The 12800-nt window shown below is 66.6% G+C and carries 9 protein-coding genes; 1 reads left to right on the top strand and 8 read right to left on the bottom strand.

Annotation, left to right across the window (positions count from 1 at the left end):
* The first annotated feature begins 16 nt into the window (after positions 1-16).
* Complete coding sequence (locus FBY20_RS22455; protein ID WP_056324311.1) at positions 17-1291, top strand: CaiB/BaiF CoA-transferase family protein; 1275 nt, start codon at positions 17-19, stop codon at positions 1289-1291.
* 46 nt (positions 1292-1337) lie between these two features.
* Here FBY20_RS22455 and FBY20_RS22450 read toward each other — a convergent pair whose 3' ends face one another.
* The 8 genes from FBY20_RS22450 to FBY20_RS22415 form a co-directional block, all read right to left on the bottom strand.
* On the bottom strand, positions 1338-2066 hold the full coding sequence (locus FBY20_RS22450; RefSeq protein ID WP_056324308.1) for an ABC transporter ATP-binding protein: 729 nt from the start codon (positions 2064-2066) through the stop codon (positions 1338-1340).
* A complete protein-coding gene (locus tag FBY20_RS22445) occupies positions 2063-2866 on the bottom strand; it encodes an ABC transporter ATP-binding protein (RefSeq protein WP_056324304.1) in 804 nt (267 codons plus the stop codon). Before FBY20_RS22445 ends, FBY20_RS22450 begins: the two co-directional genes overlap by 4 nt.
* The gene (locus FBY20_RS22440) at positions 2863-3951 is read right to left on the bottom strand and encodes an ABC transporter ATP-binding protein (RefSeq protein ID WP_056324301.1); all 1089 of its coding nucleotides are present in this window, start codon (positions 3949-3951) and stop codon (positions 2863-2865) included. Before FBY20_RS22440 ends, FBY20_RS22445 begins: the two co-directional genes overlap by 4 nt.
* Complete coding sequence (locus FBY20_RS22435) at positions 3948-4799, bottom strand: branched-chain amino acid ABC transporter permease (RefSeq protein WP_370458370.1); 852 nt, start codon at positions 4797-4799, stop codon at positions 3948-3950. The genes FBY20_RS22440 and FBY20_RS22435 overlap by 4 nt, the downstream gene beginning before the upstream one ends.
* A 231-nt stretch (positions 4800-5030) precedes the next feature.
* Complete coding sequence (locus FBY20_RS22430) at positions 5031-6176, bottom strand: branched-chain amino acid ABC transporter substrate-binding protein (protein ID WP_056324296.1); 1146 nt, start codon at positions 6174-6176, stop codon at positions 5031-5033.
* Between the two features lie 239 nt (positions 6177-6415).
* On the bottom strand, positions 6416-10237 hold the full coding sequence (gene putA, locus FBY20_RS22425) for a trifunctional transcriptional regulator/proline dehydrogenase/L-glutamate gamma-semialdehyde dehydrogenase (RefSeq protein WP_056324293.1): 3822 nt from the start codon (positions 10235-10237) through the stop codon (positions 6416-6418).
* Between the two features lie 173 nt (positions 10238-10410).
* Positions 10411-11094, bottom strand: a complete 684-nt coding sequence (locus tag FBY20_RS22420; RefSeq protein WP_062840680.1) for a membrane integrity-associated transporter subunit PqiC — start codon at positions 11092-11094, stop codon at positions 10411-10413.
* A 6-nt stretch (positions 11095-11100) separates the two neighbouring features.
* Positions 11101-12765: an intermembrane transport protein PqiB gene (locus FBY20_RS22415; protein WP_142054682.1), complete on the bottom strand. Its 1665-nt coding sequence runs from the start codon at positions 12763-12765 to the stop codon at positions 11101-11103.
* Positions 12766-12800: the final 35 nt, after the last annotated feature.

The following is a 12800-nucleotide window of genomic DNA, read 5'->3' as shown; positions in this document are numbered from 1 at the left end:
CGATCGAGGAACACGCATGCACAACGACAACCGCGGCTCCGGCCGCCCGCCCTTCCCCGCTTCCGATGCTCCCGCCGCCGGCGCGCTGGCCGGCATGCGCGTCATCGAGCTGTCGCAGATCATGGCCGGCCCCACCTGCGGCATGATGCTCGCGGACCTGGGCGCCGATGTCATCAAGGTCGAGAAGATCGACGGCGGCGACGATTCGCGCCAATACCGCGATCCGCAGATCAACGGCATCTCCGCGCCTTTCCTGATGCTCAACCGCAACAAGCGCGCCATTGCGCTGGACCTGAAGCATCCCGACGGCAAGAAGGTGCTCTTGCGCATGATCCGCGACGCCGACGTGGTGACCGAGAACTTCCGCAAGGGCACGATGGAGAAACTGGGCCTGGGCTACGACACGCTGCGCAAGGAGAACCCGGGCCTCATCTATTGCGCCGTCTCGGGCTATGGCACCACGGGCCCCTATGCCGACAAGGGCGGATTTGATCTCGTGGCGCAGGGCTTCTCGGGGTTGATGGCCATCACCGGCGAACCCGGCGGGCCGCCGCTGCGCACCGGCAACTCGGTGGCCGACATAAACGCGGGCCTGCTCGCGGCGTTCGGCGTGCTGGCGGCCTACCAGCACAAGCAGCGCACTGGCGAAGGCCAGATCGTGGAGACCTCGCTGCTGGAGGCCAGCCTGCAGCAGCTCTACTGGCATGCCGCCATCTACTTCGGCAGCGGCGTCTCGCCGGGTCCCACGGGGTCGGCGCACGTGCTGAGCGCGCCCTATCAGGCGTTTCCCACGCGTACCGACTGGATCATCATCGGCGGCGCCAACGAAAAGAACTGGCAGCGCATCGCGCAGGCGCTGGGCAAGCCCGAATGGGCCGACGATCCGCGCTTTGCGCGCAACCGCGACCGCATGCAGAACCGCGACGAACTGGTCGAGGAGATTTCCGCCATCCTGAAAACCCGCGACGCGCAGGAATGGCTGGACATCTTCGATGCGGCCGGCGTGCCCGCCGGTCCGGTGCACTCGATCGCGCAGGCCTTGTCGCACCCGCAGACGCTGGCGCGTGAAATGGTGGTCGAACAGGACCATCCGGTAGCGGGCAAGGTCCGCACGGTGGGCATGCCCGTGAAACTGTCCGCCACGCCAGCCCGGTATCATCGCGCCGCGCCGCGGCTGGGCGAGGATTCCATTGCGATCCTGGGCGAGTTCGGCTATGACAGGCAGGAGATCGACGCGCTGATCGACGCCGGTGTGGTCGCGGCCGTGGACCGCGAGCCGGTGCAGGCTTGATGCCAGCAGAACGCAAGGCGGGAGACCGCCTTGCGTCAGGTCTTGCTTACTCCACTTCGCCCAGGTACGCGGCGCGCACCTTGGGATCGTGCAGCATGTCGCGCGCGGGTCCCGACAGGGTGATCTCGCCCGACTCCATCACGTAGCCGCGATGGCTGTTTTCCAGGGCCAGGCGCGCGTTCTGCTCGATAAGCAGAATCGTCACGCCTTCGCTGGCAATGGTGCGAACCACGTCGAACACCTTTTCGACCATCAGCGGCGCAAGCCCCATCGACGGCTCGTCCAGCAGCAGCAGCTTGGGGCGCGCGATCATCGCGCGGCCCATCGCCACCATCTGCTGCTCGCCGCCCGACAGCGTGCCGGCGGCCTGCTTGCGGCGTTCGGCCAGGCGCGGGAACAAGGTGAAGACGCGGTCCGTGTCCTGGCGGATCTGGGCGGCGTCGCGGCGGATGTACCCGCCCATCGCCAGGTTTTCCTCGATGGTGAGCTGCCCGAAGATGCCGCGGCCCTCGGGCACCATGACCAGGCCCTTGCGGACCAGTTCGTGCGACTTCTGTCCGCCGATGGATTGCCCGGCATAGACGACCTCGCCGCCGGCCAGCGGCACCAGGCCGCAGATGGCGCGCAGCGTCGTGCTCTTGCCCGCGCCGTTGGCGCCGATCAGGCAGACCAGTTCGCCGTCGTCCACGCGCAGGTCGATGCCGCGCACCGCGCGGATGCCGCCGTAGGACACTTGCAGGCCCCGCAGCTCGAGCAGGGGTTGGGATGCCGTCATGTTGCCTGGCCCTCGTTGTGGATGAGCGGATCCTGCGCAGCCCCGGCGCCCAGATACGCTTCAATGACCTTGGGATCGCGCTGCACCTGGGCAGGCTTGCCCATCGCCAGCACCTTCCCGTATTCCAGCACCAGCACGCGATCGCACAGGCCCATGACGAGCTTCATGTCGTGTTCGATCAGCAGCACGGTGACCCCGTCGGCGCGGATCTTTTCCACCAGCTTGCGCAGCACGACCGTTTCCGAGGCGTTCATGCCCGCGGCGGGTTCGTCCAGCGCCAGCAGCTTCGGATCCGTCGCGAGCGCGCGGGCGATCTCCAGACGCCGCTGGTCGCCATAAGGCAGCGACCGCGCGACGTCGTTCGCGCGATGGCCGATGCCCACGTAGTCCAACAGCTCCTGGGCGCGCGCCTCGATGGCGGCTTCTTCGGCACGGGTCGCGCGGGTGCGCAGCACCGCACCCAGCACGCCCGCGCGGGTGCGCATGTGGCGGCCGATCATCACGTTCTCGATCGCGCTCAGGTTCGCGAAGAGGCGGATGTTCTGGAAGGTGCGCGCCAGGCCTGCATACGCGACCTCGTGCGGCTTCTTGCCCGACATGGATTCGCCGTTGAACGTGCAGGTGCCTTCCTCGGGGATGTAGAGGCCGGTCAGCACGTTGAACAGCGTCGTCTTGCCCGCGCCGTTCGGGCCGATCAGGCCGTAGATCTCGCCTTGTTCGATGTCGAAACTGACGCCCGACAGCGCCTGCAGACCGCCGAAGCGCTTGCCCAGTCCCTGGGCCTGCAACAGCTTGCTCATGCCGCGCCTCCTTGCGTCTTGGTGGCAAGTTCGCGCTTGCGCACTGCCGACGGCCACAGGCCGGCCGGACGGAACAGCATCACGCACACCATCGCCAAGCCGAACAGCAGCATGCGGATGCCTTCCGGATCCAGCACCACGGCGCCGAACAGCATGTGCTGGACGGGTTCCACGACGGCGCGCAGGAATTCCGGCAACGCGGCCAGGATCAGCGCGCCCAGGATGACGCCCGGAATGTGGCCCATGCCGCCGAGCACCACCATGCACAGGATCGAAATGGACTCCATGAGCGAGAAGCTCTCGGGGCTGACGAAGCCCTGCATCGATGCGAAGAGCGCGCCCGCGACGCCCCCGAACGATGCGCCCATCGCAAAGGCCAGCAGCTTGATGTTGCGGGTGTTGATGCCCATCGCCTTGGCGGCGATTTCGTCTTCGCGGATGGCTTCCCACGCGCGGCCGATGCGCGAGTTCTGCAGACGCACGCACACCACGACGATGATCAGCGTCAGCGCGAGCAGCAGGTAGTAGTACTTTTCCGGCCCGGTGAACCGGATGCCCATCAGGTTCTGCGTTCGGCCAAAGACAAACTCGCCCACCTTGAAGGTGTCGATGCGGTTGATGCCTTGCGGCCCGTTGGTGATGTTGATCGGCGCATTCAGGTTGTTCAGGAAGATGCGGATGATCTCGCCAAAGCCCAGCGTCACGATGGCCAGGTAGTCCCCTCGCAATTTCAATGTCGGCGCGCCCAGCAGCACCCCGAACAGGCACGCGACCGCCAGCGCGATCGGCAGGATCGCCCAGAACGGCAGGTGCAGCCCGAAATGCGGCGAGGCAAGCAGCGCCCACGTGTAGGCCCCCACCGCGTAGAACGCGATATAGCCCAGGTCCAGGAGACCGGCAAAGCCCACCACGATGTTCAGGCCCAGCGACAGCATCACGTACAGCAACGCAAAGTTCAGGATGCGGACCCAGCTCTGGCCGGCCATGCCGATGACGAACGGCAGCACGGCCAGGACGACGCCGATCAGGGCGATGCCGATCAGGTTGCGGGTGGAGAACCCGCTTTTCTTCAGATGGGCGTTCATGCGCGATCCCCCACCCGTTCACCCAGGAGGCCCGAGGGACGGAAGATCAGCACCAGCACCAGCACGAAGAACGCGAACACGTCCTGGTAATGACTGCCCAAAAAGCCGCCGGTCAGGTCGCCGATGTAGCCCGCGCCCAGCGATTCGATGATGCCCAGCAGCAAGCCGCCGGCCATGGCGCCGACCAGGTTGCCGATCCCGCCCAGCACGGCGGCGGTGAACGCCTTCAGGCCCAGCATGAAGCCCATCGTGTATTGCGACACGCCGTAATACGTGGCGACCATCATGCCCGCCACGGCAGCAAGCGCCGACCCGATCAGGAAGGCTGCCGAAATCACCGTATTGATGTTCACGCCCATCAGGCCCGCGACCTCGCGGTTCTGCGCGGTGGCGCGCATCGCGGTGCCCAGCCGGGTCTTGTACACGACGGCCAGCAAGCCGCCCATGATGAGCGCCGCGATCACCACGATGGCGATCTGCAGCGTGCTCATGCGCGCGCCGGCAAACTCGAACACCTGCGGCGACAGCACTTGCGGGAAGTTCAGGTAGTTGCGGCCCCAGCCCATCATCGCCACGTTCTGCAGGATGATGGACACGCCGATGGCCGTGATGAGAGCCGCCAGGCGGGGCGCGCGGCGCAGCGGCCGGTAGGCCACGCGTTCGGCCGTCCAGCCCACCGCCATGCACAGGGGCACCGAGACCAGCAGGCCCACGCCCAGGACCACAAAGGCCGAGACGCCGGGATCGCCGCCCACCAGCGAAATGGCGATCGTGGTGGCCGCCATCGCGCCGATCATGACGACGTCGCCATGCGCGAAGTTGATCAGCCCGATGATGCCGTACACCATGGTGTAGCCAAGGGCGACCAGGGCGTACACGCTGCCAAGCGTGACGCCGTTAATCAGTTGTTGAATGAAGATATCCATAGGGGCCGCTGAATAAGCCTGGAAGAATCGCGCGGGGCGGCCAGGGCGCAAAGGCCTGGCCGCGCGTCGCGCGCCGCAGCGCCGGACGGCGCGTGCGGAAAAAAGCGGGCGGATCGTGGCGCGTGGCCTGCGCCGCCCTGGTTTCGAGCCGGTTTAGTTGGCCTGGCTGACCATCGTTTCAACCATCTCCCACTTGCCGTTCTTGACTTCGTAGATGGTGACCGAGATTTCCTTCAGATCGCCCTTGTCGTCGTAGGAAATGTGCTCGCTCGTCGCGCCCTTGCGGTTCAGCTTGGCCAGCTTGGGCAGATACTTTTCGGGTTCGGCGGAACCGGCCTGTTCGATGGCCGTGATCATGTTCCAGGCGCCGTCGTAGGCGTACGGCGCGTACACGCCGGGGGCCTTCTTGAAGCGGGCCTGGTAACGCTGCTCGAAGTCCTTGCCCGCGGCCATCTTGTCCAGCGGCACGCCGGCCAGCGACGCGTAGGTGCCGTCGGCGGCGTCGCCCGCCAGCTTGATGAACGTGTCGCTGCGCGTCATTTCGCCGGACACGAGCGGCGCCTTCAGGCCCAGCGTGGCGAGCTGGCGCTTCATGGGGCCGGACTGCGCGTCCAGGCCGCCGTAGAAGATGGCGTCAGGCGCGGAGCCCTTGATGTTGGTCAGGATGGCCGTGAAGTCGTTGGCCTTGTCGGTGGTGTACTCGCGGCGCACGACCTGGCCGCCAGCGGCCTTGACGGCCTTCTCGACCTCGTCGGCCAGACCCTGGCCGTAGGCGGTGCGGTCGTCGATGATCGCAACCTTCTTGGCCTTCAGGTTTTGCACGATGAACTTGCCGACCGCGGCGCCCTGCTGCGTGTCGCTGGTCATCATGCGGAACGTGGTTTCGTAGCCCTGCTTGGTGTATTCGGGCGAGGTCGCCATGGCGATCTGCGGCAGGCCGGCCTCGTGGTAGACGCGCGATGCCGGGATGGTGGTGCCCGAGTTGAAGTGTCCCAGGATGCCCACGACGTCCTGATCGACGAGCTGCTGGGCCACCTGCACGCCCACGCGCGGGTCAGCCTGGTCATCGCGCGAAACCAGCACGAACTTGGCCGTCTCGCCGTCAACCTTGATGCCCTTCTTGTTGGCTTCTTCGAGCGCCAGGTTCAGACCGTTCTGCATGTCCTCGCCGTAGTGCGATTGCGGACCGGTCAGCGGGGCGGCAAAGCCGAACTTGATGTCGGCGGCCTGCGCGGCGGCGGTCATGCCAGCGGCGGCGATGCTGGCGGCGAGGAGCTTCAAAGTGGTGCGCAACTTCATGGGGAATCCTCCGAGGTATCGGACTAAGGCCTTGTTATACCTGAGCTTTTAGCCAGGCTTTTGGTTTTTTACTACCGCGGGCCCAGTGATCTCCGGGTCCCGCGCATGCATTTTCTGCAGAGTCTGAATGCCGGATTGCGGCAGCCAGACCAGAGGTGCGACCGGATTTTCGTTCCAGTGCAACCTAGCCCGATATTGGAGATAACCCTTGGATACCCAAGGGTTACCCCTGGTGACGTTTAACCGATCGTCATGAGGCTGGCGTTGCCGCCCGCCGCGGCAGTGTTGACGCTGACGGAACGCTCGGTCAAGAGGCGCTCCGGCACGTAGCTGGCGCCGGCCGCCAGCGCGTCGGACGTCAGGCCGTGCACCGCCAGAATGGCGCCCGGGCGACGCGCGATGCGCTGATTCAGCGCCTTGAGCGCATCGCCATCGCCTTCGAACAGCACCGCCTGGTAGTCGGCGTCGTCGACGTCGGTATCAGCCAGAATGCCCGCCTGGCCCTGCTGTTCGGCGTCCAGCGTCGCCAGCAGCGCCTGCGCGGCCGGCGTGTCGGCAAACCAGGCGTGGTTGCCGGTCAGGCGCGCCACGGACCACTGCGCGCGCGCGCCCGCCTCGGTGGCGGCCACGCAGTACACGGCGCCGCGCGGCTCGACCATGTAGGTATTGGTCTCGCCGGTCGGACCCGGCAAGGCGATACGCTGCGGCAGCGGCGCCGCGGCGTCCAGCGCCGGCGGCAGACCTGCGGGGCGCGTGCCGAGCAGGCGGTACATGTACAGCGGACCGCCCGCCTTCGGACCCGTGCCCGACAGGGCTTCGCCACCGAACGGCTGCACGCCCACCACGGCGCCCACGATGTTGCGGTTGACGTAGACGTTGCCGGCGTGAACCTGGCCCGTCACATGCGCGATGGTTTCATCGATGCGGGTGTGCACGCCGAACGTCAGCCCGTACCCCGTGCCGTTGATCGCGTCGAGCAGCGCGTCCAGTTCGTCGCGCTTGTAGCGGACCACGTGCAGGACCGGCCCGAAGACTTCGCGGGTCAGCTCGCTGACGTTGTCGATTTCGATGATGGTCGGCGGCACGAACGTGCCATGGCGGCATTCGCCGTTCAGCTCGACCTGGTCGATGCGATGACCGGCCGTGCGCATCGCTTCGATGTGACGCTGGATGCCGTTGCGCGCCTCCGTGTCGATGACGGGACCGACGTCGACGGACAGGCGGTCGGGGTTGCCGACGGCGAGTTCGCGCATCGCGCCGCGCAGCATGGTCAGCACGTGGTCCGCGTTGTCTTCCTGCACGCACAGCACGCGCAGCGCCGAACAGCGCTGGCCCGCCGAATCGAACGCGGAACTGAGCACGTCGAACACCACCTGCTCGGACAGGGCCGACGAATCCACCACCATGGCGTTCTGGCCGCCGGTTTCGGCGATGAGGGGAATGGTGTGTCCGTTATCGTCCAGGCGATCGGCGAGCGTGCGGGCAATGATGCGCGCCACGTCGGTTGAGCCGGTGAACATCACGCCGCGCACGCCAGGGTTGGCCACCAGTTGCGCGCCCACGGTCTCGCCGCGGCCCGGCAACAACTGCACGGCGCCGGCGGGCACGCCGGCCGCGCGCAGGATGGCCACGGCTTGCGCGGCGATCAGCGGCGTCTGCTCGGCCGGCTTGGCCAGCACGGTATTGCCCGCCGCAAGCGCTGCCGCCACCTGGCCGGTAAAGATTGCCAACGGGAAATTCCACGGGCTGATGCACAGCACGGTGCCCAGCGGACGGTGCGTGTCGTTGCTGAATTCCTGCTCGGCCTGATCGGCGTAGTAGCGCAGGAAATCGACGGCCTCGCGCACTTCGGCGATGGCGTTGGGCAGCGACTTGCCGGCTTCGCGCACGATCAGGCCCAACAGGGTCTGCATCTGCTCTTCCAGCAATTGCGCCGCGCGGCGCAGGCACTGGGCGCGCTCGGCCACGGGCGTGGACTGCCAGATCGGCGCGGCGTTGGCGGCCGCGCGCAGGGCGATGTCCGCATCGGCGGAATCGGCCTCGATGACATGACCCACCACGTCGCGCAGGTTGGCGGGGTTGCGCACCTCGATGGCCTTGGCGGCATCCCAGTGTTCGCCGCCTTCTCCCAGCATGGGACCGGCGCGCCACGGCGTGCCGGCGCTGGCCAAGAGCGCCGCCGACAGCGATCCCAGGCGGTGTTCGTTGCTCAGGTCAAGACCCGCCGAATTGGCGCGCGCGCCGTCTTGGGGATTGCCGAAGAGCTCGCGCGGCAGCGGGATCTTCTCGTGCGGCGCGCCCAGAGGCGTGATGCGCGAAGCGGCTTCCACCGGATCGGCGACCAGCGTCTCGACGGCGATGGAATCATCGCCAATCAGGTTCACGAACGACGTGTTGGCGCCGTTCTCCAGCAGGCGGCGCACCAGGTACGCCAGCAGCGTTTCGTGCGTGCCGACCGGCGCGTAGATCCGGCAGGGGCGGTTGAGCTTGCCCTGCGCCAGTGGGCCGACGACTTCTTCGTACAGCGGTTCGCCCATGCCGTGCAGGCACTGGAACTCGTACTGGCCGGGGTAGTAGTTCTGGCCGGCAAGCTGATAGATCGCCGCCAGCGTGTATGCGTTGTGCGTGGCGAACTGCGGGTACACGGCTTCGGGCGCGGCCAGCAGTTTGCGGGCGCAGGCAATGTAGGCCACGTCCGTGTACAGCTTGCGGGTGTAGACCGGATAGCCTTCCAGGCCATCGACCTGCGCGCGCTTGATTTCGCTATCCCAATAGGCGCCCTTCACCAGGCGCACCATCACGCGGTGACGGCTGCGGCGGGCCAGGTCGATCACGTAATCGATGACGAACGGCGCACGCTTCTGATAGGCCTGGATGACGAAACCGATGCCGCTCCAGCCTTCGAGTTCGGGTGTGAAGCAAAGCGCTTCCAGCAGATCCAGCGAGATTTCCAGACGGTCGGCTTCTTCGGCGTCGATGTTCAGGCCGATGTCGTAGCTGCGCGCCAGGATGGTCAGAGCCTTCACGCGCGGCAGCAGCTCGGCCATGACGCGCTCGCGCTGGGCGCGCGAATAACGCGGGTGCAGCGCGGACAGCTTGATGGAGATGCCGGGGCCTTCGTAGATGCCGCGTCCCGCGGCGGCCTTGCCGATCGCGTGAATGGCCTGCTCATACGACGCGTAGTAGCGCTCGGCGTCTTCGGCCGTGGTGGCCGCTTCGCCCAGCATGTCGTACGAATAGCGGAAGCCGCGCGATTCCATCTTGCGGTTGTTGGCCAGCGCCTCGGAGATCGTCTGGCCCGACACGAACTGTTCGCCCATCATGCGCATGGCCATGTTCACGCCCTTGCGCACCAGCGGCTCGCCGCCCTTGCCGATCAGGCGCGTCAGCGCCTTGGACAGCGACTGCTCGCTGCTCACGGCCACCAGCTTGCCGGTGATCATCAGGCCCCACGTGGCGGCGTTGACGAACAGCGACTGCGAGCCGCCCATGTGCGACTTCCAGTCGCCGCGGGCCACCTTGTCGCGAATCAGCGCATCGCGCGTGGCGCGGTCAGGAATGCGCAGCAGCGCTTCGGCCAGGCACATCAGCGCCACGCCTTCCTGGCTGGACAGCGAGAATTCCTGGATCAGGCCCTCCACCCCGCCGCCGGTGCGCTTGCCGCGCAGCTTCTTGACCAGGCCGGCTGCCATCGCATGCACCTTTTCAAGATTGGGCACGCGGGCCTGGCCCAGCAGCAGCGGCACGCACTCGGGCTCGGGCCGGCGGTAGGCCGCCGTGATGGCGGCGCGCAGCACGGATTGCGGTTGCACGTCCTGGCCGAATTCGTAGAACGGCGGCGTGGGCGCGGAATGGGCGTCGGCCGCGTCGTCCTCGCCAGCGGCGTCCGCGCTCAGGTGCGACATCTCGGCGGGCAGATGGCCGCGCTCGATCTTGTCCAGATAGGAAAGGATCGCCTGCTTGTGCAGCCAGTGAGGCGTGCAGTTGAGCTTGTGGGCGGCGGCTTTCAGGCGGTCGCGGAGTGCGTCATCGACTTTGACGCCGAGGGTCGTGCTGGCCATAAGAGATTGCTTCCTGTCGCATGGCAAAGGTGTAACTGGGCCCGATCGGAACCCAGTAGGGGTAGGACCGTATGCTAGACAGGTTGCAACCGCGTTTGTATTAAGGTTAACCCTAGGTTAAACCCTAGTTAACCGATTGAGATCGCGGCGGTTATCCGGATCGTCCGGGCAGATCATTCCTTGAGCGCGGAACATCCCATCATCTGAACCGAGCCCGATCCCGCAGGCGTCTGGCCGCGGATTGCCGCCGCCATTACGCCGGCCAGGCTCACCACCGCGCGCTGCTGCGCGGCGATCAGGCTGGGGATCGCGTCGTCCGGCACGTCTTCGGTGACCACGCTGCGGCACAACAGGCCCGTGCCCTTGGCATCCACGGGGCGCACGCGCCAGGTGGCGTCCAGCTGTGCCATGCGCCCGGACACCATCTCAAAGCGCTGGACGTCGGTCTGAATGCGCCAGATCGGCGCGCCCGGCCCGGGCTTGACCATCTGCACGTCCAGCGCGCCCAGCTCGCGCTTGAGCGCGTCGGACAACGCATTGCGCAACTCGTCGCCCAGCGGCGAACTCCAGCGCTCGGAATACAGGGCGGAAATGCTGCCGTCGCCGGTGCGGACCATGAGTTGGGGTTGGTCAGCCTGCGTGGCAAGCGTGACGGGCTGCACCTCGATCAGGAACGAGGCGGAGCCGGGCGCCGCGCCGGGCGCCCCTGCCCGCTCGGGCGTCTGCAGGGTGTAGTAGTGAACGGGCGGCGACGAGCCGCAGGCCGCCAGCGCGCCGGACAGCGCCAGCACGGCCAGCGCGGCACGGCTGCGTCCGCGGGCAAACGGGGTTGCGAGGCAAGAGAGTCGGCTTTTCATGAGCGTCTAGTTCCTGACTGGGCCGGCGCCCGGGATGGGGTCGTCGCCTCTGCCGCGCAGCAGGGCTTCAGGGTTGGATTGCAGGAAGTCGGCCAGCGCCCGCAGCGAACGGGCGGCGCGGCTCAGTTCCTGCATGGCCCGTTCCGCATTGACCGGCAGCGAAGCGTCGGTGGCCAGCAGCGAGTTGATGTTCGCCATCGAGTCCTTGGCCGCCTTGAGCGCCTTCTGCGCTTCGGGCGCCACCTGCTTGTCCAGGCGGTTCATCAGCTTGGACGTGCTGGCCAGCGTGGCGCGCAGGTCCTCGCCGATCTTGTCGAACGGAATCTTCTCGATCTTGGTGACGATGTTGGTGACCTGCTGCTGGAGCTGATCCAGATTGCCGGGCACCGTCGGGATGATCGCCGGTTCTGACATCTGGAACTCGACCGGCTTGGCGTTCGGGACGTTGTCCAGCACCACGTAAAGCTGGCCGGTCAGCAGGTTGGCCGTGCGCAGCTGCGCACGCAGACCATGCTTGACCATCACCCCCAGCAAGCGGCCGCCGGCCACGTCGCCGTCCTTGATCGCGCGCTCGCGCACCTCTTCGTATACGCGGCCAAGGCGTTCGGGATACAGCGTGGCGTCCACCAGCGAATAGAAGCGCTTGGTCTCGGGGTCGAAGTCCAGCGTGATCTGCGTGACGTCGCCCAGCGTGATGCCGTTGAAGTCGATCGGCGCCCCCACGGCCAGCCCGCGGATCGACTGGTCAAAGCGCATGCGGATGGGGAAGGCTTCGCCGTCCGGGTTGGCCTTGGCGGCGGCCTCGGTGGCGTACAGGTCGAACTCGGAGTCCGCCGGGGCAGGCGTGTCGCCGTCACGCGCGGTCTGCACGGTTGCGAAGGCCACACCGCCCACCGCCATCGACACGAGCGACTGGGTGCGCACCTTCAGGCCGTCGGCATTGACGCTGAAGTCCACGCCGCTGGCGTTCCAGAAGCGCGTGCCGCTGGTCACAAATTTGTCGTTGGGCGCATCGACGAATACTTCGACGTTCACGGCGCGGCCGTTCTCGTCCAACGCATAACCGATCACGCGGCCCACATTGATGCGGCGGAAATAGACGGGCGACCCGATATCCAGTGAGCCCAGGTCCGACGCCTTGAGCATGAAGCGCTTGCCCGCGCGGTCGTGGGTCACGGCGGGCGGGGTTTCCAGGCCTTCGAAAGACAGCTTGGTGGCCCGTTCGGTGCCGTCCTTGCCCTCTTCCGCGTCCACGCCGATGTAGGCGCCCGACAGCAGCGTGCCCAGGCCCGATACGCCGCTGACGTCCAGCCGCGGCCGCACCACCCAGAAGTTGGTGCCCTCGCGCGCCAGATCGGAAACGTCCTTGGCCAGCTCGGCTTTCACGACGACCTTGCTGCGGTCCGAATTGAAGCCGATGGATTTGACCGTGCCGATGTTCACGTCCTTGTAGCGAAGCTGGGTCTTGCCCACCTCCAACCCTTCGGCGGTATTGAACGAAATCGAAATGTCGGGGCCGGCCTGCATCCAGGTCCGCACGACCAGCGACAGGCCCATCAATGCGGCCACTACAGGCACCAGCCAGATCCAGGAGATCCGGCTCTTCTTCTTGCGCGAGATCGCGGGTGACGCGAACTTCTCTTCACCGGATCCGGGTGCTTGCTCGGACATCTACTTTTTCCTTGTTCTGAGCGGAAAACAACGGC

The organism is Achromobacter sp. SLBN-14, from assembly GCF_006715415.1.
GTDB lineage: Bacteria > Pseudomonadota > Gammaproteobacteria > Burkholderiales > Burkholderiaceae_B > Achromobacter > Achromobacter mucicolens.
The sequence above is the reverse complement of the archived record's forward strand: the minus strand, read 5'-3'. Positions and strand labels throughout refer to the sequence as shown.